This window comes from Salinicola corii, assembly GCF_008298015.1.
Lineage (GTDB): Bacteria > Pseudomonadota > Gammaproteobacteria > Pseudomonadales > Halomonadaceae > Salinicola > Salinicola corii.
This window is the reverse complement of the sequence record NZ_VTPX01000007.1, coordinates 214,543-232,889: the sequence shown is the minus strand read 5'-3', so window position 1 is coordinate 232,889 and position 18,347 is coordinate 214,543. Positions and strand designations below refer to the sequence as shown.

Annotated in this window: 19 protein-coding genes; 10 read left to right on the top strand and 9 right to left on the bottom strand. The window is 63.8% G+C overall.

The features are described from left to right. Positions 1 to 4 precede the first annotated feature (4 nt). Positions 5 to 967: a formylglycine-generating enzyme family protein gene (locus F0A16_RS13865; protein ID WP_187776012.1), complete on the top strand. Its 963-nt coding sequence runs from the start codon at positions 5 to 7 to the stop codon at positions 965 to 967. Here the strand turns inward: F0A16_RS13865 and F0A16_RS13860 are convergent. The 7 genes from F0A16_RS13860 to F0A16_RS13830 form a co-directional block, all read right to left on the bottom strand. Then, a complete protein-coding gene (locus tag F0A16_RS13860) occupies positions 951 to 1,439 on the bottom strand; it encodes a GNAT family N-acetyltransferase (RefSeq protein ID WP_149435983.1) in 489 nt (162 codons plus the stop codon). The genes F0A16_RS13865 and F0A16_RS13860 overlap by 17 nt on opposite strands. A 3-nt stretch (positions 1,440 to 1,442) precedes the next feature. Next, a complete protein-coding gene (locus F0A16_RS13855) occupies positions 1,443 to 1,868 on the bottom strand; it encodes a cytidine deaminase (protein WP_149435982.1) in 426 nt (141 codons plus the stop codon). Next, positions 1,865 to 2,593: a purine-nucleoside phosphorylase gene (deoD, locus tag F0A16_RS13850; RefSeq protein WP_149435981.1), complete on the bottom strand. Its 729-nt coding sequence runs from the start codon at positions 2,591 to 2,593 to the stop codon at positions 1,865 to 1,867. Before deoD ends, F0A16_RS13855 begins: the two co-directional genes overlap by 4 nt. Further along, positions 2,593 to 3,813 (bottom strand): phosphopentomutase, encoded by a 1,221-nt coding sequence (locus F0A16_RS13845; protein ID WP_149435980.1) that lies wholly within the window; start codon positions 3,811 to 3,813, stop codon positions 2,593 to 2,595. The genes deoD and F0A16_RS13845 overlap by 1 nt, the downstream gene beginning before the upstream one ends. A gap of 13 nt (positions 3,814 to 3,826) precedes the next feature. Beyond that, positions 3,827 to 5,167: a thymidine phosphorylase gene (deoA, locus tag F0A16_RS13840; RefSeq protein WP_149435979.1), complete on the bottom strand. Its 1,341-nt coding sequence runs from the start codon at positions 5,165 to 5,167 to the stop codon at positions 3,827 to 3,829. Positions 5,168 to 5,195: 28 nt separating this feature from the next. Beyond that, complete coding sequence (gene deoC, locus F0A16_RS13835; RefSeq protein ID WP_149435978.1) at positions 5,196 to 5,969, bottom strand: deoxyribose-phosphate aldolase; 774 nt, start codon at positions 5,967 to 5,969, stop codon at positions 5,196 to 5,198. Between the two features lie 115 nt (positions 5,970 to 6,084). Next, positions 6,085 to 7,356, bottom strand: coding sequence for a NupC/NupG family nucleoside CNT transporter (locus tag F0A16_RS13830; RefSeq protein WP_149435977.1), 1,272 nt, complete (start codon positions 7,354 to 7,356; stop codon positions 6,085 to 6,087). Between the two features lie 361 nt (positions 7,357 to 7,717). Here F0A16_RS13830 and F0A16_RS13825 point away from each other — a divergent pair, with 361 nt between their 5' ends. The 5 genes from F0A16_RS13825 (at position 7,718) to F0A16_RS13805 (ending at position 13,624) form a co-directional block, all read left to right on the top strand. Then, positions 7,718 to 8,701 carry a nucleoside-specific channel-forming protein Tsx gene (locus F0A16_RS13825; protein ID WP_223119791.1) on the top strand — a complete coding sequence of 328 codons (984 nt, stop codon included), beginning with the start codon at positions 7,718 to 7,720 and terminating at the stop codon, positions 8,699 to 8,701. Between the two features lie 174 nt (positions 8,702 to 8,875). Then, positions 8,876 to 9,652, top strand: a complete 777-nt coding sequence (locus F0A16_RS13820) for a DeoR/GlpR family DNA-binding transcription regulator (protein ID WP_149435976.1) — start codon at positions 8,876 to 8,878, stop codon at positions 9,650 to 9,652. 120 nt (positions 9,653 to 9,772) lie between these two features. Beyond that, a complete protein-coding gene (locus F0A16_RS13815; RefSeq protein ID WP_149435975.1) occupies positions 9,773 to 11,257 on the top strand; it encodes an NAD-dependent succinate-semialdehyde dehydrogenase in 1,485 nt (494 codons plus the stop codon). Between the two features lie 5 nt (positions 11,258 to 11,262). Then, a complete protein-coding gene (locus F0A16_RS13810) occupies positions 11,263 to 12,843 on the top strand; it encodes a PucR family transcriptional regulator (protein ID WP_223119790.1) in 1,581 nt (526 codons plus the stop codon). Between the two features lie 64 nt (positions 12,844 to 12,907). After that, positions 12,908 to 13,624, top strand: a complete 717-nt coding sequence (locus F0A16_RS13805) for a haloacid dehalogenase type II (RefSeq protein ID WP_149435974.1) — start codon at positions 12,908 to 12,910, stop codon at positions 13,622 to 13,624. A gap of 6 nt (positions 13,625 to 13,630) precedes the next feature. On the opposite strand, the gene F0A16_RS13800 is transcribed toward F0A16_RS13805, so the two are convergent. After that, positions 13,631 to 14,188, bottom strand: a complete 558-nt coding sequence (locus F0A16_RS13800) for a DinB family protein (RefSeq protein WP_149435973.1) — start codon at positions 14,186 to 14,188, stop codon at positions 13,631 to 13,633. A gap of 44 nt (positions 14,189 to 14,232) precedes the next feature. Between F0A16_RS13800 and F0A16_RS13795 the strand changes: the two genes are divergently transcribed. Both F0A16_RS13795 and F0A16_RS13790 read left to right on the top strand, forming a co-directional pair. Next, the gene (locus F0A16_RS13795; protein ID WP_149435972.1) at positions 14,233 to 14,865 is read left to right on the top strand and encodes a LysE family translocator; all 633 of its coding nucleotides are present in this window, start codon (positions 14,233 to 14,235) and stop codon (positions 14,863 to 14,865) included. Between the two features lie 157 nt (positions 14,866 to 15,022). Beyond that, the gene (locus tag F0A16_RS13790) at positions 15,023 to 16,015 is read left to right on the top strand and encodes an adenosine deaminase (protein WP_149435971.1); all 993 of its coding nucleotides are present in this window, start codon (positions 15,023 to 15,025) and stop codon (positions 16,013 to 16,015) included. A 66-nt stretch (positions 16,016 to 16,081) separates the two neighbouring features. On the opposite strand, the gene F0A16_RS13785 is transcribed toward F0A16_RS13790, so the two are convergent. Next, positions 16,082 to 17,302, bottom strand: a complete 1,221-nt coding sequence (locus F0A16_RS13785; protein ID WP_149435970.1) for a pyridoxal phosphate-dependent aminotransferase — start codon at positions 17,300 to 17,302, stop codon at positions 16,082 to 16,084. Between the two features lie 175 nt (positions 17,303 to 17,477). On the opposite strand from F0A16_RS13785, the gene F0A16_RS13780 reads away from it, so the two are divergent. Together F0A16_RS13780 and F0A16_RS13775 are read left to right on the top strand one after the other, a co-directional pair. Further along, the gene (locus F0A16_RS13780) at positions 17,478 to 17,795 is read left to right on the top strand and encodes a glutaredoxin family protein (protein ID WP_149435969.1); all 318 of its coding nucleotides are present in this window, start codon (positions 17,478 to 17,480) and stop codon (positions 17,793 to 17,795) included. 84 nt (positions 17,796 to 17,879) lie between these two features. Next, the gene (locus tag F0A16_RS13775; protein ID WP_149435968.1) at positions 17,880 to 18,158 is read left to right on the top strand and encodes a peptidylprolyl isomerase; all 279 of its coding nucleotides are present in this window, start codon (positions 17,880 to 17,882) and stop codon (positions 18,156 to 18,158) included. Positions 18,159 to 18,347: the final 189 nt, after the last annotated feature.

Genomic DNA, 18,347 nt, shown 5'->3' with positions numbered 1-18,347 from the left:
TAGGATGGCATCGAACGGTCGTACCTGCTGTGCCCCGACTTTGGCACGGAAAAAGCCGGGGGCCGGGACCGACGGGCTTTCGCGTCGACTGGCGGGAGCCGGTAGCCATCCGATCGAGCAGGCGGCCATTCCCGCCGGTTCGTTCATCATGGGTGAAGGTACCGATATCGCCAACCGTCGCGATGGCGAACACCTGACGCATGCGGTCTATCTCGACGCGTTTGTCATCGATGCGACCACCGTTACCAACCGCGATTTCGCGCGTTTCATCGACGCCACGGGATATCGCACGGATGCCGAGCGATGGGGAATCTCGGCGGTGTTTCGCCATCAAGTTCAGGCATCGAGGGAGGACGTGCTCGGTGCCCTCGACGGCATGGCTTGGTGGGTCGCGGTGCGGGGGGCGCATTGGCGCGCCCCGGGCGGGGCGTTGTCGACGGTGGACGACCTGCTGGATCATCCAGTCGTTCACGTCAGCTGGCGCGATGCCGTGGCGTACTGTCAATGGGCGGGGCGCAGGTTGCCCAGTGAAGCACAATGGGAGTACGCCTCGCGTGGCGGACTGGCGGGATGCCGCTATCCTTGGGGTGACAACGTGACGGACGAATACGGGGCATGGCGCTGCAACATCTGGCAAGGCAACTTCCCCCACACCAATCTCATCGAGGATGGCTGGCGTTTTACCGCGTCGGTCGAGGCCTTCCCGCCCAATGGTTACGGCCTGTATCAGACGGTCGGCAATGTCTGGGAGTGGTGCGGCGATGGCTTCGACCCCGAGTACTATGCGCGCTCGCCGTTGAGCAATCCGCCGGGACCGCCCGACGTCGCGCGCCGCGTGATGCGAGGCGGCTCGTTTCTGTGCCACGACTCGTACTGCAATCGCTACCGGAACGCGGCGCGTACATCGAACACACCGGAAGCTTCGAGCAGTAACATCGGGTTCAGGACGATCAGCGTGGGAGCTTGAGCGACTTCCGCATCACGCCACGTTTCAACCTCACTCCGCTGCGATGAGCGTAGTCGTCAATGGCGAGCAGCTCGTAACCGTGGGCGAGATAGAAGTCGATGGCGTTGAGCGCGGCGGACAGCGTCAAGATGTCGATGCCTTCTTGTCTGGCCAGCTCCTCTGCGCGTGCCAGCAACTTCGAACCATGACCGCGACGAAAATGGTCCGGTGCGACGAACAGCGCTTCCAGCTCCCGTTCGCCGACATCGACGACGGCATAGCCGACGATGCTCCGATCCCGTTCCGCCACGATCGCGTGACCCTGTCGAAGAAGATGTCGGAAACCGTCGCTCGGTGCGGCGGCAAGCCAGGTATCCAGCGCGTCGGGCGGGTAGTGCCCCGCGCACTGAATCCTCGCCGCTCTGTTTCGAATCGACCAGAGTGCGGTCAGGTCGTCGGGCGTTGCCGGGCGAAAGGCAAGATCATCGCACATTGCTCAGCGCATCCCTGAGGTCTTGTTCAGGTTTTCCGGGCCGAAGGAGTCGGGCAGCAGTTCGTCCATGGTGTAGCGCTTGAGCGGGCTGCCCTCGCCGTCGAGGACCACGATCCGGGTCTCCGGCGTGGCGAATTCCCGAATGCGTTGCCGGCAGTCGCCGCAGGGGGTGCAGCGATGCTCGCCGGGGCCGATGACGTAGATCGTGCGTATCTCGCGCTCGCCGCTGGAGATCATCCCGGCTATGGCGCTGGCCTCGGCGCAGAGGCCCTTGTAGTTGGCGCTCTCGACGTTGCAGCCCGCGTAGGTCTTGCCGCTCTCGCTGATCAGCACCGCGCCCACCGGGTGGCCGGAGTAGGGCACGTAGGCGTGACCGCGAACGTTCAGCGCCGTCCGCCGGACGTCGTCGGGTACCTGGATGTCGCTCATCGGCTCGTCTCCCGGTCATCGCGCAACAGTCCTTCCAGGGTGATCGCCATCATCTCGGCAAAGCCTGTCTGGCGCGCCTGGGCATCGAGCGCCTCGCCATTGAGGATATGGTCGGAGACGGTACACACGGTCAGCGCGCGGGCGCCGAACTCGGCGGCGACCCCATACAGACCGGCGGCCTCCATCTCGACGCCGAGAATGCCGTGGCGCTTCATGGTCTGGAAGAAGTCGACGTTCGGTGTGTAGAACAGATCCGCCGAAAACAGGTTGCCGATCTTGATCTTCGTGCCGCGTTCACGGGCTGCATCCGCCGCATGGCGGACGAGGTCGAAATCGGCGATGGCGGCAAAATCGTGACCGCCGAAGCGCGCGCGGTTGACGCCGGAGTCGGTACTCGCCCCCATGCCGATGACGATGTCGTTGACCGCGACGTCGTCGCGCACCGCACCGCAGGAGCCGACCCGAACCAGCCGCGCGACACCGTACTCGGTGATCAGCTCCTTAGCGTAGATGGAGCACGAGGGAATCCCCATGCCGCTGCCCATCACCGATATCCTGCGACCCTGGTAGGTGCCGGTAAAGCCGAGCATGTTGCGTACCCGGTTGACGCACTCCACATCGTCGAGAAAGGTTTCGGCGATGAACTGGGCGCGCAGCGGGTCGCCAGGCATCAACACGGTGTCGGCGAAGGCGCCCGGTTGGGCGTCGATATGCGGGGTTGCCATCAGTTGTCTCCCTGGGGCGATTCCGTCAGTAGTGAACGCCCATGATCCATCGGATTCAGCCCGAAATGCCCGGCCAGGGTCTGGCCGATATCGGCGTAGCTCTCGCGGCGGCCATAGCTGCCGGGCGCCAGTACGTCGCTCGCGATCAGAACGGGCACCTGCTCGCGGGTGTGGTCGGTTCCGCGCCAGGTCGGGTCGTTGCCGTGATCGGCGGTAAGGATCAGCAGGTCGCCGGGTTCGAGCCTGGCCATCACTTCTGGCAGGCGCCGGTCGAAGGCTTCCAGTGCGCCGGCATAGCCTTCCGGATCGCGGCGATGGCCGTAGAGGGTGTCGAAGTCGACGAAATTGGTCATCACCAGGGTTCGATCGCCGGCGTCGCCGATGGCGGCGAGGGTGGCGTCGAACAGCGCCTCGAAGCCGTGGGCCTTGCGCACTTCGCTGACGCCGCAATGGGCGTAGATGTCGCCGATCTTGCCGACGCCGAGTACCCTGCCGCCGCTGTCGTGCAGCTTCTGCAGCACGGTCGGAGTCGGCGGTTCGATGGCATAGTCGCGGCGATTGCCGGTGCGTTCGAAGGTTTCCGACGTTTCGCCGATGAACGGCCGGGCGATGACGCGGCCGATGTTGTAGGGCATCAGCAGCTCGCGGGCGATCTCGCACAGTCGGTACAGGCGGTCGAGACCGAAGTGGGTTTCATGGGCGGCGATCTGGAACACGGAATCCGCCGAGGTGTAGACGATCGGCTTGCCGCTGGCGATGTGCTCTTCGCCCAGCGCCTCTATCACCGGCACGCCGGAGGCGTGGCAGTTACCGAGCACACCGGGCAGATCGGCGCGCTCGATCAACGCCTCGAGCAGTTCTGGCGGAAAGCTGTTCTCGCGCTCGGTGAAGTAGCCCCATTCGAACAGTGCCGGTACGCCGGCGATCTCCCAGTGACCGGAGGGGGTGTCCTTGCCGGAGGAGATTTCGCCGGCACAGGCCCAGGCACCCTCGACGGTGTCGGGAACGTCGACGCCGGCCGCCCAGTCGCCGGTGCTCAGCCGATGGGCGTGATAGAGCCCCAGGCGAGCCAGGTTGGGTAGCTCGAGCGGCCGGCCGGCATCGGCGCGATAGCGGGCGATATGGCCGAGCGTGTCGGAACCGGCGTCGCCGTATTCCGCGGCGTCCGGGGCGTTGCCGATGCCGAAGGAGTCGAGGACCAGCAGAATCGCGCGTTTCATCTCTTTTCCTCGTTCATGACAGGTCTTCCTGACGCAGCGTGGCGTGAACCAGTGGCGGCGGCTCGACGGGCGCCTCGCTCAGTCCGAAGGCGCGACGCAGGCGTTGGCTGACGGCGTCGGCGTCGTCCCGGTCCGCGGCATGGATGCGCAGCAGCGGCTGTCCCGGTTCGATGCGCTGGCCGAGCGGGGCGATGTGTGACAGGCCGACCCGGTGATCGATGGCATCACCCGCGTTACGCCGCCCGCCGCCCAACTCGACCACGCCGAGGCCGAGCGCGCGCGTGTCGATGGTGCTGAGGAAGCCCGCCCGATCCGCCTCGAGATCGACCGTGACCGGGGCGGAGAGGAGATAGTGGCCGGCATGCTCCGCCAGATCGCCAGGGCCGCCGAGACCCTGCACCATGCGCGAGAAGCGCTCGAGAGCCTCGCCGGAGTCGAGCGCGCGGTTCAGCCGCTTGTCGGCTTCTTCGGCATCGCCGGCCAGGCCGGACTGGATCAGCATCTCCTGGGCCAACGACCGCGTTACCTGATGGAGGCGGCTCTCTTTACCATGACCGCCAAGCAGCCGCAGTGCCTCGAAGACTTCCAGTGAATTGCCGGCGCAGTCGGCCAGCGGCTGGTTCATGTCGGTCAGCAGTACGCTGGTCCGGGTGCCTGCGCCGCAACCGATGGCGACGATCGCCTCGGCCAGTTCGCGAGACGCTTCCTGTGTCGGCATGAAGGCGCCGCTGCCGACCTTGACGTCCATCACCAGCGTCTCGAGGCCGCAGGCGAGCTTCTTGCCCAGAATCGAGGCCACGATCAGCGGGATCGACTCCACCGTGGCGGTCACGTCGCGCACGCCGTAGAGGCGCTTGTCGGCCGGCGCCAGCGACCCGGTCTGACCGATGATCGCCACGCCGACCTCTTTTACCAGGCGGTGGAAAACGGCGTCGGATGGCGTAACGTCGTAGCCGGGAATCGATTCGAGCTTGTCCAGGGTGCCGCCGGTGTGGCCCAGGCCGCGACCGGAGACCATCGGTACATGGCCACCGCAGGCGGCGACCCAGGGGCCGAGGATCAGCGATACCAGATCGCCGACACCGCCGGTCGAGTGCTTGTCGAGCACCGGGCCGGCGCACCCGAGATCGCCGGGGCCGCCCCAGCGCATCACCTGCCCAGAGTCGCGGATCGACTCGGTCAGCGCCACCGCCTCGTCCCGGTTCATGCCGTTGAGATAGACGGCCATGGCGAACGCGCCGATCTGCGCGTCGCCGATGCTGCCGTCGGCGATGCCGCCCATGACCAGATCGAGCATCTTGCGGTCGAGGGTCTGTCCATCGCGCTTACGTCGAATGATTTCCTGCGTCAGCATGGCGCTCTCCGCTCGTGGTCGACCTGATTCAGTATCCGCCGCCGGTCGGTTGGGTGTCGTCGCCGGACAGCGTCGCGAGCAGCGCATCCAGTAGGCCGGAAGCGCCGAAGCGGAAGTGCGCCGGGGTGAGCCACGCCTCGCCCATGATGCCGGCGGCCAGATCCAGGTAGGCCTTGGCATCCTCGGTGGATCGGATGCCGCCGGCCGCCTTGAAGCCGACGTCGCGGCCGCTGTCGCGAATGGCGGAGAGCAGGATGTCGGCGGCTTCCAGCGTGGCGTTGACCGCCACCTTGCCGGTGGAGGTCTTGAGGAAGTCCGCGCCGCACTCCAGCGCAATATCCGCGGCCTGGCGGATCAACGCCGGATCCTCGAGTTCGCCGGTCTCCAGTATCACCTTGAGCAGGCGATCGCCGCAGGCGTCGCGGCAGGCTGCGACCAGGGCGCGTCCCGACTCGGCATCGCCGCCGATCAGCGCCTTGTAGGGAAACACCACGTCGACCTCGTCGGCACCGGCCGCGACGGCCGCCCGGGTCTCGCGGCAGGCGCGCTCGACGTTGACGCTACCGTCGGGGAAATTGGTCACCGTGGCGATCCGTACCCGGTCGCGAATTCCCATGGCCGTCAGTTCGCGATCCGCCGCGTCGATGAACGCCGGGTAGAGGCAGACCGCGGCGGGGGCGCCGTACGGCGTGTCGGTACGACGACACAGTGTCCGGATGGCAGCGTCATCGTCGTCATCGTTGAGCGAGGTGAGGTCCATCATGGCCAGCGCCCGGCTGGCGGCTTGCTCGAGACTGCTCATCTTCCTATCTCCTTGTCCGGCGTGTTGGTGGCGGCTTCCTGCCGAGCCCGGCTCCCGGCATGTCTCCGCCGAGTCTGCCGGGGTTTCATGGCGATCATGCGATACGCATCCCGGTTCAGGCCGTGCCGGCCAGCGACAGGAAGATCCCGGCCAGGGTGGCCGACATCAGGTTGGAGAGCGTGCCGGCAAGTACGGCCTTGAGGCCGTAGCGGGCGATCTCGGGCCGGCGACTGGGCGCCAGCGTGCCGAGACCACCGAGCAGGATCGCGATCGATGAGAGGTTGGCGAATCCGCACAGCGCGAACGACAGGATCGCGGCGGTATGGGCGGACATCGCCTGACCGGTCGCTTCCACCACGGTGTCGCCGCTGATGTAGGGGGCCAGGTTGATGTACGCCACGAACTCATTGACCACCAGCTTCTGGCCGATGAACGAGCCCGCCAGTGTCGCTTCATGCCAGGGAATGCCGAGCACGAACGCCAGCGGTGAGAACAACCAGCCGAGGATCATCGACAGGCTCAGCGAATCCACCCCGAACCAGCCCCCGACGCCACCGAGGATGCCGTCGATCAGGGCGATCAGGCCGATGAAGGCCAGCAGCATCGCGCCGACGTTGGCGGCCAGCATCAGCCCCGACGAGGCGCCGGAAGCGGCGGCATCCAGCACGTTGGCCGGTTTGTCCTCGGCTTCCAGCACATCCCTGGCCTGTTGGGTGCGATCGTCGGGCTGCTCCGTTTCCGGCATCAGGATCTTGGCAAACAGCAGGCCACCGGGCGCCGCCATGAACGAGGCGGCGATCAGATACTCCATGGGGATGCCGAGTTCGGCGTAGCCGGCGAGCACCGAGCCGGCGACGGATGCCAGGCCGCCGCACATGACCGCGAACAGTTCGGAGCGCGTCATGCTGGCCAGGAACGGGCGCACCACCAGTGGCGCCTCGGTCTGACCGACGAAGATGTTGGCGGTGGCGGAGAGCGATTCGGTGCGCGAGGTGCCGAGCACTTTCTGCAACGCGCCGCCCAGGATGCGCACGACCCACTGCATGATGCCCAGGTAGTAGAGCACCGCCGTCAGCGACGAGAAGAAGATGATGATCGGCAGCACCTTGATGGCGAAGACGAAGCCGACATTGGTCGGATCGGCCAGGTTGCCGAACAGGAAGCCGATGCCGTCGTTGGCATAGCTGATGACCTGGCTGACGGCGCTGGAGACGGATCCCAGCACGCTCTGGCCGAAAGGCACGTAGAGCACGAAGGCACCGATACCGGCTTGAATGGCAAAAGCGCCGATAACGGTCCGCAACCGAATCGCCTTGCGGTCGCTCGAGAAGATCAGCGCGATCATCAGCAGCACGACGACGCCGACCAGACCCATGATGAGTGTCATGTTGTTGTCCTTGGTGTTGGTCCTGATGGGTAGAAAACGCCTTTCGACAGGACATCTTCTTGAGATGTTTTTAACATTTTTTGGTTTTCCCCGTCACTTGTTGTTTTTATTCTCACAAGCTCATAGAGTACTTTTGGACAAAGAATGGGCCCATATGTAGTGCTTTACGACCTATTTCCGAGTCACTATTGCGTAGCAGTGACGCGATGGCATGCCTGTGCCAGCCACGGGCGGTCAGGGGAATGAAAAAATAGTCACAAATCGGCGATAACCGTCTGGACGATGACGCCGCCGCAATGACGTCACGATGACAACACAATAAGAGTAGGGGAATGGCATGGTAGAACGAATCGCACGGCCAATGGGTGCTATGGAATGGTGGCCGAAAGGAGGATCTCGCCATCTGGCGTTGTCGGTGTCGCTGGGATTGGGGGCGATGACGCTGGCCGCATCCCCGGCCAGGGCCGCCGATGACCAGAACGAAGCGCCGGTTATCGAGCAGGAGACACCGGACGAAGGACCGACGGCAGAGGGGCAAACCGCCGACGGGCCCTATCTGTCCGATTGGTATCATCAGAACCTCACTGTCATCGGCAGCAAGAGCATCCGGTTCGGGCCGCAGCAGGTCGACGATATTTATCTGGAATACGAATTCTTCGGTCGCAAGGGGCCGCTGGATCTTTACGGCTATATCGATTTCCCGAAATTCTTCGGTGTCGGCAATGCAGCGGACAGCGGTATCTTCGACAAGGGGTCGCCGGTGTTCATGGAGCTGGAGCCGCGTCTCTCCATCGACGACATGACCGGCCAGGACCTGAGTTTCGGCCCGTTCAAGGAGTGGTTCGTCGCCTTCGACTATATCTTCGACTGGGGGCATACCACGGAGAGCCGTCAGAACACGCTCTACGCCGGTCTGGGCACCGATATCGATACCGGCTCGCCGCTCGGGCTCTCGTTCAATCTTTACAAACGTCGCCAGTGGGAAAATTACGGTGCCGCCAACGAGCACTCCTGGGATGGCTACCGCGCGCAGTTGAACTACTCCTATCCGCTGGGCAGCTTCGATAACGGTGCGTCGCTGGTCTACGTCGGTTTCACCAACCACGATTTCGGTTCGGACCTCGGCGACAACGACCCGACCCGTACCAACGAGTCGACTGTGGCGACCAACGTGCTGCTGTACCAGTTCACGCATCTGCGCTTCATGGCGGTGGCACGCTATTTCCACAACGGCGGCCAATGGAACGATGGCGAGATGGCGCCGTTCCCCAACAGTCACGGCGACAGCTTCGAGTTGCGTTCCACCGGATGGGGCTACTACTTCGGCGTTGGCTGGCAGTTCTGACGCTGCAGGAGTGGATTCGTCGACGAGGAGCCTGCGGGCTCCTCGCTGCGTTACGGGGTAACATCGTTGGCCGGCGGTGATACCGTGCTAGCTGGTGAGTGTCCAAGGAAGAGACATGGCGCGTGAAACGATGTCGCAACACCCTGATCGGAAAGATAATGTCGGGAGAATGTCATGAATGGCCGCAGCGCCGTAAGGCTCGAGAGACTCCGTGAAGCGATCCGGCGCAACGGCGCGCTTCCACTGGCCGATGCGGCGACGCTGTGCGACGTCTCCGAGATGACGGTGAGGCGGGATATCGCCGCCAGTAACGGTGCCATCATCTCCTTCGGTGGCCACCTGGTCATGGCCGACAACCCTCAGTTTGCCGCCGCCTACAATCTCGATGCACAGAGAGACCGCTATGCGAAGGCCAAGCGACGCCTCTGCGAGGCGGTCGTGTCGATGATCGAGGAGGGCGATACCGTCTTCGTCGATTGCGGCACGACGTTGATGCCGTTCTGCGCGTTGCTGCCGCGCGAGATGAACGTGACCATCGTGACCTACGCCCTCAACGTCGCCAACGCGTTTAGCCAGCGCGACATGCCCAACATGCGCCTGGTGGTGCTGGGCGGGCTCTACTACGCCGCTTCCGACTCCTTCGGCGGGCAGGACGTCACCACGGCGATTCGCCGCTTGGGTATCAACAAGGCGCTGATCTCCGCTGCCGGGGTCCATGCCGAAAAGGGGGCCAGCTGTTTCCACTTCCATGAAGTGGCACCCAAGCAGGCCGCCATCGAACATGCGGAACGCAGGATCCTGGTCGCCGACGAGAGCAAGCTCGATGTGATGCGAGCGGCGTTCTTCGCCGAACTGTCGGACTTCGACACCCTGCTGACCAGCGGCGATCCCGGGCGGACCTGGCGCGGCCGGATGACCGAAGAGGCCGCCTCGAAGATCCAGGTGGTTTGAAATATTCTGCTATAAGCAGGATTTTTTGATCAATTTATCCGGCTTTTTGCAGGAGGTTTTCGCTTCGGCCTGGAGGTAGGATGGCTAGACTTCCTTCTTTTCGCACAGGTGACCGGATCGATGTCTTCCTCCTCATCCTCTCTTCAGAGTCCAACCGTACCACTTCGTACGCCTGCTGATGCCCACTACTACCCCGCTTCGATCGTCGGCTTCGATGCCGCCGATGCGGGCCGCTACGCCTTGCGTTCCCCCGCCACCGGGGAGGTGATCGCCGAGGTCGCCGACTGCGGAGTGGCACAGGCGAAGCTGGCCGCCGATAACGCCCAGCGCGGCTTCGAGGCGTGGCGCAAGACCACTGCCTTCGAACGGGCAGCTCTGCTCAAGGCGTGGCACCGGGCGATGATGGAGGCCAAGGAAATCCTCGCCGTCACCATGTCCCGGGAGATGGGCAAGCCGATCCGCGAGGCGCGGGGGGAAGTCGACTATGCCGCCAGCTTCCTGGAGTGGTACGCGGAACAGGCCAAGCGTATCGATGGCGACATTCTGCCCAGCCAGCATCCGGACAAACGGCTTGCCGTGCTGCGTCAGCCGGTCGGCCCGGTGCTGGCGATCACGCCATGGAACTTCCCGGCCGCCATGATCACCCGCAAGGTGGCACCGGGGCTGGCGGCAGGCTGCTCGGTGATCGTCAAGCCAGCGGAGCAGACGCCGGTCACGGCGCTGCTGCTGGCCCAGCTCTGGCAGCAGGCCGGCGGGCCGGCGGAGGTGTTCCAGGTGATCACCGCCGAGCGACCGGCGGCGGTCAGCGACGCCTTGATGGAAGATCGGCGCATCCGCAAGGTGACCTTCACCGGCAGCACACCGGTCGGCAAGCATCTCTACGCCAAATCCGCCGCCACCATGAAGCGCATGTCGCTGGAGCTGGGCGGGCATGCACCGTTCCTGGTCTTCGACGACGCCGACATCGAGGCCGCGGTGGCCGAGGTGATGGCGAGCAAGTTCCGCAATGGTGGCCAGACCTGCGTCTGTGCCAATCGCATCTACGTTCAGCGTGGCATTCTCGACGCCTTCTCCGCGCGTCTGACCGCCGCGGTCGACGAACTGCGCGTGGGGCAGCCGGAGGACGAGACGACCCAGATCGGTCCGCTGGTCAGTCAGGCGGGGCGCGACAAGGCGCAATTTCATATCGACGATGCCGTGGCCAAGGGGGCTCGTCGTCTGACGGCCGAGCGTGACGTCGACGGTTTCTTCGTCGCGCCGACGGTGCTCGCGGACGTTTCCAATGACATGCAGATCATGCAGGAGGAGACCTTCGGTCCCGTCGCCCCGCTGATTGCCTTCGATAGCGAGGAAGAGGCGATCGCCGCCGCCAACGCCACGCCGTTCGGCCTCGCCGCCTACCTGTGGACCCGCAATCTGGGCCGGGCGGCACGGGTTTCCGAAGCGCTGGACTACGGTATCGTCGGCGTCAACGATGGCGCGCCTTCCGTGCCCCAGGCGCCGTTCGGCGGCGTCAAGGACAGCGGCCTGGGTCGCGAGGGTGGCCGCTACGGCATCGATGAATATCTCGATACCAAGTTCGTCTCGACGCGGCTGGATGGCTGACCGCCATGTCGGTTGACGAGGCCGACATGGCGCGGCCGCCGGTCGAGCTCGACCTGGCCACCGCGCTGCGTGAGACCAATCTGCGCCACGCTCGCGTGGTGGCTGGCGAGCGCTCGCTGGATCGACCGTTGCGCTGGGTGCACATGGTCGATCATCCCGATATCGTCGCTTGGGTTCGCGAGGGTCAGCTACTGCTGACCACCGGTTATCATTGGCCTGACGAGCCGGCCGCCGAGCGGGCACTGATCGAGGCGCTGGTGAAGAAGGAGCTGGCCGGCGTGGCGCTGGCGGTGCCGAGGTTCCTCACCGCCTTTCCCGAGACCAGCCGGCGCGTGGCCGAAGCGCTGGATTTTCCGCTCCTGGAGATCCCCTGGGACGTTCCGTTCAGCCAGATCACCGAGGAGGTGCACGCCTGGCTGATCGCCCGCCAGGGACAGTTGATCGCCCAGGCGGAGCGGATTCATCGCGACCTCACCCGGTCGGCGCTGACGGCGCGCAGCCTGGGCGATATCGCCACGGCATTGAGCCTGCTGCTCGAGCGGGACGTGCTCTTCACCGGTCTGGAGGGCGAATGGCTGGGGGGAAGCGCCGGAATCGAGGCGATGCGCCTGCCGACATCGACGATGCTGGCTGATGCCCAGTTTCTGACCGCGGTCTCGGCTCGCTCCCTGGGCGAGGAGGACGGCGGCCGAATGCTGGCCTGCCCGGTGCGAATTCTGGAGGTGCCGGCCGCCACGCTGTGGATCGACGAGACGGCTTCTCCCGTGGGCGAACTGGAACGCCGCGCCGCCGAGCAGGCTGCCCTGATCTCGGCACTGCACCTGTCCCACCAGCGGGCGCTGCAGGCACAGGAAACCCGGCTCGGCTACGCCTTCGTCGACTCGCTGCTGGAGGGGCGGTTCGAGCCCACCCCGACCGCGCTGGAGCGCGCGTCGCTGCAGGGGTGGGATCCCCACACCGGCTACCATGTCTGCGCCATCCTGCTCAACGAGCCGGTGCCGCTGAGCCGGGATGGGCTGCTGCGTCGGGAGCGATGGGAGCGTCGCCTGAGGGAGCAACTCGAGGCACAGGGCCTGCCGCCGCTGATCTCCGTCTCGCTCAACCAGCTGCTGTTCCTGGTTCGCACCGATATCTCGACGGCAATGCTCTGGCGCGAACTCAACGATGGCGCGGCGGCCATGGCGATCAGCCGCGAAGTGCAGGGGGCGGCGGCCATTGCCGAGGGTGCCGGAGACGTGGCGCGTCTGCTGCCTTCCCTCAGGCCGGGAGAGCGCCGGGATTTCGAAGCCTTGCTGTTCGACCGGGTGCTGGAGGGCGATACCGAGGCTCGACGACTGTTCCTCGAGCGTATTTCCCGTGCCCTGGGGCAAGGCGCGCGACGGCAGAGCGCCATCGAGACGCTCTCGGCACTGGCGGACAGTGGCTTTCAGTTGGCGCAGGCCGCCCGTGCACTCGATATCCACATCAGCACGCTGCGTTACCGGATCGAGCGATTGGAGACGGCGCTGGGCATGCCCCTGAACGACGCCGACGCCAGACTGCAGCTCCAGGTCGCCATGCGCCTGCTCAATACGGATTCCGGCTGAACGCCAGCCGAATCATCGACATACGACGTTGGAAACGCATCTCGACGCTACCAGAGGGACCCTCATGCAATTGACGGATTTCACCACCCTGACCTTTGACGTCTACGGCACCCTGATCGACTGGGAGAGCGGCATGGTCGCCGGGCTGCAGCCACTGCTGCAGCGCACCGGGCAGAGCCTGAGTCGCGACCAGGTGCTCGAGGCGCACGCCCGGCATGAATCGACCCAGCAGCGTTACACACCGCATCTGCAGTACCGGCTGCTGTTGGCGGTCGTCTACAAGCGCCTGGCGGAAGAGTGGGGCGTGGCGGTCAGCCACGACGAGTGCCTTGCCTATGGCGATTTCGTCAAGCAGTGGCCGGCTTTCGCCGACACCGCTGAGGCGCTCGGCTATCTCAAGCAGCATTACAAGCTGGTGGTGCTCTCCAACGTCGACAACGAGAGCTTTGCCTACAGCCAGCGCAAGCTTGGTGTCGAGTTCGATGCAGTCTACACGGCCGAGGACATCGGCTCCTACAAGCCTGCGGCGCGCAATTTCGAATACATGCTGGAGAAGCTCGGCGAGCGCGATATCGACAAGTCGCAGATCCTGCACACCGCCGAGAGCATGTTCCACGACCACCAGCCGGCCAACCGGTATGGATTGGCCAACTGCTGGATCTATCGTCGCCACGACAAGGAGGGCTTCGGCGCGACCATGAATCCAGGCGACATGCCGAGGGTCGACTTCCGCTTCAACAGCATGGCGGCGCTCGCCGAGGCGCATCGCGAGTTGTTTTGACCGACGCTAGCGAAGCGTCGACCACACCTGCGCTTCGCTGATTCCCAGCGCCTCGAACTCCGTCTGCCTTAGAGGCGCTTCGTCGAGCAGGAAGAATTCGTCGAGCTGTGGCGGTGCGACATCGGTCTCCGAGAGCATGGCGTGAACCTGACCACGGTGATGCGTCTGGTGGACGAAGAGGTGCGCCAGCACGCGATGTGCCGGTTCCAGCTGTCGGCGCTCGGCCCGTTGGAGCGTGACGTTTTCGGCCAGCGTCGAGGGGGTCAGCGCTTCGCAGACAGCGATCAGGCGCCGGTCCAGCGCTTCCTGGGCCGGCCACAGCGCATCGACGCTCGCGTGCGGGGTCTCGTCCTCGAACGCCCGCTGACCGAGCGTGCCCCCCTCGAGCGCGTCGATATAGTAGGCGTCGACGACCAGGATATGGTTGAGCGTGGCATGGATCGAGGGGAAGAAGCTGCTGCGCCTGGCCTTGAGCTCGGCTACCGACAATGGGGCGCAGGCCTTCAGCAGACGATGGTTGGACCACAGATTGCAGTAGGCTTGATGGCGAAAGTGTTCGATCATGGCAGGAGTACCTCACGCTTCTCTTCAGCATTGCAGGAATCGTCATGGAAATCCTACACGGTCTGATCGTCATCACCTTCGTGCATCTACTGGCGGCCGCCTCGCCGGGGCCGGACTTCGTCCTTGTCACCCAGCAGACGCTCAACCACGGCAAGCGTATCGGCCTGCTGTGCAGCCTGGGCATCGCGCTGGGGCTGTCGATTCATATCGTCTATTCCGCTTTCGGGCTGGCGGCGGTGATCGCCAATTCCGCCGAAGCGCTGTGGGCGATCAAGCTATTGGGTGGCGCTTATCTTCTTTATCTCGGCGTCAAGGGGTTGCGATCCCGACCCGCTTCCCTCGAGCCAGGCACCGACAACGCCAGGATCCTGCCGCCCCGTTCGGCGCTGCGTATCGTCGGCACGGGCTTTCTCTGCAACGCGCTCAATCCCAAGGCACCCATCTATTTCGTCTCGCTGTTCACCATCGTGCTGTCGCCGTCGATGCCGCTATACCAGATCGCCATCTACGGCGTCTGGATCATGCTCATTCAACTGGGATGGTTTTCGGCGGTGGCGCTGTTGCTCTCCACGCCGCCAATTCATCGTGCGTTCAAACGTTTCAGCCACTGGATCGACCGAGTGCTGGGCCTGGCGATGGTGGCGTTGGGCATCAAGGTGCTGACGACGCGGGTGTGAGCCCGAGAATGCCGACAGATCACCGCGCTCTTGGATACTGCGTTAAAACCGAGCTGGTCATCGCTCCTGACGTCCGTCGGCATCCTCGCCGACGCTTTCTTCCATGGACCATTTTCGGCATCCTGAAACGCATCCACTCAATTGGCGAGGAGCGCTCGTGAAGACTTGGCTGCGTGAACTACCCAAGGTCGAACTGCATCTACATATCGAGGGTTCGCTGGAGCCGGAGCTGATGTTCTCGCTGGCGGCGCGCAATAACGTGGCGCTGCCCTACGACACGGTGGATGAGGTGCGCACTGCCTACGATTTCAGCGATCTGCAGTCTTTTCTGAATCTTTACTACCAGGGCATGCGGGTGCTGCACACCGAGCAGGATTTCCATGACCTGGCGATGGCGTACTTCGAGCGCGCCCATGAAGAGGGCGTGGTGCATGTCGAGCTGTCGTTCGATCCCCAGGCGCATCTGAACCGCGGGGTCGAGCTGGCGGTCCCGTTCGAGGGGTTGCGCCGCGCCATGCGAGACGCAGAGCGCCGCTGGGGCATGACCACGGCGCTGATCATGAGCTTCCTGCGGGATCGTGACGCGAGCGAAGCGATGGACGTGCTCGAGAGAGCGGCTCCCTTCTACGAGTCGATCGATGCCGTCGGACTCGATAGTGCCGAGGTAGGCAATCCGCCGGCCAAGTTCGCGGCGGTGTTCGAGCGGGCCAAGGCGCTGGGCATTCCACGCGTCGCCCACGCGGGGGAAGAGGGACCGGCGGCCTATATCAGCGAGGCGCTGGAGGTGCTCGACATCTGTCGAATCGATCATGGCGTGGCTTGCCTGCAGGATGCCGAACTGATGGCTTGCCTGCGGGAGTCGCAGATTCCGCTGACGGTCTGTCCGCTTTCCAACGTGCGATTGAAGGTCGTTCCGACGATGGCAGATCATCCGTTGCCCGCGATGATCGAGCAGGGTGTGAAAGTGACGCTCAATTCGGACGATCCGGCCTATTTCGGCGGCGGCGTGCTGAATAATTATTTGGCGTGTTTCGAGGCCTTCGACTGGGATCGCGATCTCTTCAAACAGCTGGCGGGCAACGCTATCGAGGCCGCGTTCATGCCGGAAACCCGCCGCAGCGAGCTCCTGGAAAGGCTATCGACCTGCTGAACGGTTTCGCATGTCGCGCGAGACTGCCCGGCTAGTAGCGTCGGGCAGTCTCGTTCAGCGTTCCAGCTAGACGGTAGCGCCCCGTGGCGCATCAGTCAGCGCGGCAAGGAACGGGGTCAGTCGATCGAGCGCTTCTCTGGCGAGTTCGGGGTCGATGGCGAAGCAGATCCGCAGATAATCTTCACCTTCCGGGCCGAAGGCACTGCCCGGGGCTACGCCGACCTTGGCTTCCCGCAGAATTCGCTTGGCCGTCTCCAGGCTGGATTCATCGAGCCCGTGAACCTTGAAGAACAGGTAGAAGGTGCCCTGAGGCGAGAATACGGTCACGTTGTCCAGTACGCTCAGGCCCTCGACCAGGATGTCTCGCGAGGCTCGACAACGTTCGACCTGCTGGCGGATGAATTCGTCGCCATCTTCCAGTGCCACGATGCAAGCCCGCTGAATGAACGATGCCACGCCAGTGGTGTTGTACTGGCAGAGGCGGGCGAACAGCTGATCCATGCCTTTTGGGAACACGACCCATCCCGCACGCCACCCCGTCATGCACCAGTTCTTGGAAAACGTGTTGGTCACCAGAAGCTTGTCATTCGGCCCGCAGATCTGCAGGAAGGATGCCGCTGGGCCTTCGTCGTCATAAACGAAATGGTTGTAGACCTCGTCGGCCACGATCCATAGCCCCCTTTCGCGACAGAACTCCTTCAATCGCTGCATGTCCTCGAACGGCATGCGCCAGCCCGTCGGGTTGGATGGCGAGTTGATGAAGATGGCACGAGTGCGGTCGGTCACTTTGGCGAAAAGCTTGTCCAGATCGAGCGAGATGTCGCCATCCAGGGAGAAGTCGAAGGGCACCGAGACGTTGACCCCACCTACGATCTCGATCATCTGCCTGGCGTTGGGCCATGCCGGCGTCGGCATGAGGACTTCGTCGCCTTCATCGAGAATCGCCTGCATTGCCATGGTGACGGCGTTCATGCCGCCAATGGTGACGCAGAAGCGATCGCTGGAGATGTCCACCTGCCAGTGCCGACGATGGTATTCGGAGAGCGCCTGGCGCAGTTCGGGCAAGCCTTGAGAGTAGCTGTAACGGGTGTCGTCGTCCGCCAGTGCATCCATCGCCGCCTGCTTGATGTAGACAGGCGTGGGCAGATCCCCTTCGCCAATCCATAGCCTTACGACGGAAGCATCGTGCCGGGCGAGATCCGCGACCGCGACGATCTGGTTGTCGGGCATCTCCTGAACACGAGAGGAGCATGATTGGCGCAGGCTGGCGGGGATTACATCGAACATTAAGGGGGCTCACTGGTTGAAAAAGAAGGTTCCCCTGATCATATAACGCTCGTTCGTTGGCGGGCCAACGTTCATCTGACACACATGACGACCATAGTCCAGCGCCTCGAGTATCATGGTGTCCGTTCCTCTGTAGTGGGTCCACATGATCCAGATAATCAGGAAACTTAAACAAATGTTCTCAGCGACTCCCATCGAGCGTTCCGCCGAAGCTCAGGCTGACGTCGATCGCGCCTGTCGGGACTTGGCGCTCTATCATTTCATGAGCTGTCCATTCTGCCAGCGCGTTCGCCACCAGATTCAACGCCTGGCGCTGCCCATCGAACTGCGCGACATCCAGCGGGACCCGGAGCGCCGCCAGGAGCTCATGGCGGGCGGGGGCCGCACCATGGTGCCGTGTCTGCGTATCGACCATGGAGATGGCGAGGTCGAGTGGATGTATGAGTCCGCCGATATCAATCGCTACCTGGCACGTCGGTTCGAGGGGCAGTGATGGGTTCGGAAATCGGCGGTGACGCCGGGTGGCGTGTTTTCGTAGAATGCTGGTTCCCATTGATCAAGATTCAGGAGTGATGTCATGGCACAGGCCAGCGCCCGCCATATTCTCGTCGACAGCGAGCAGCAGTGTCTCGAGCTCAAGCAGCAGATCGAAGCCGGCAGCGATTTTGCCGAAGTGGCCCGTCAGCACTCTACTTGCCCCTCCGGGCGTCAGGGTGGCGAACTCGGCACCTTCGGGCGTGGTCAGATGGTCAAGGAGTTCGATGAAGTCGTATTCAATGGGGCGGTCAACGAAGTCCACGGACCGGTCAAGACGCAATTCGGCTATCATCTGCTGGAAGTGACGTCTCGCAACTGAGTCGAGGCCGCCGGCAAGATGACCAAGGATCGCGAGCTGGAGGGCAAAGGCACGGCGCAGCAGGTCAAGGACCACGCCAAATCGGCCAAGGGCGATTTGAAAGACGCGGTCAAACCGCGCCGCTGATATTCCGAGTCACCGAGCCCTCGAGCCGCCAATGTCGTACGGCCCGAAGATTCTTCACCATGC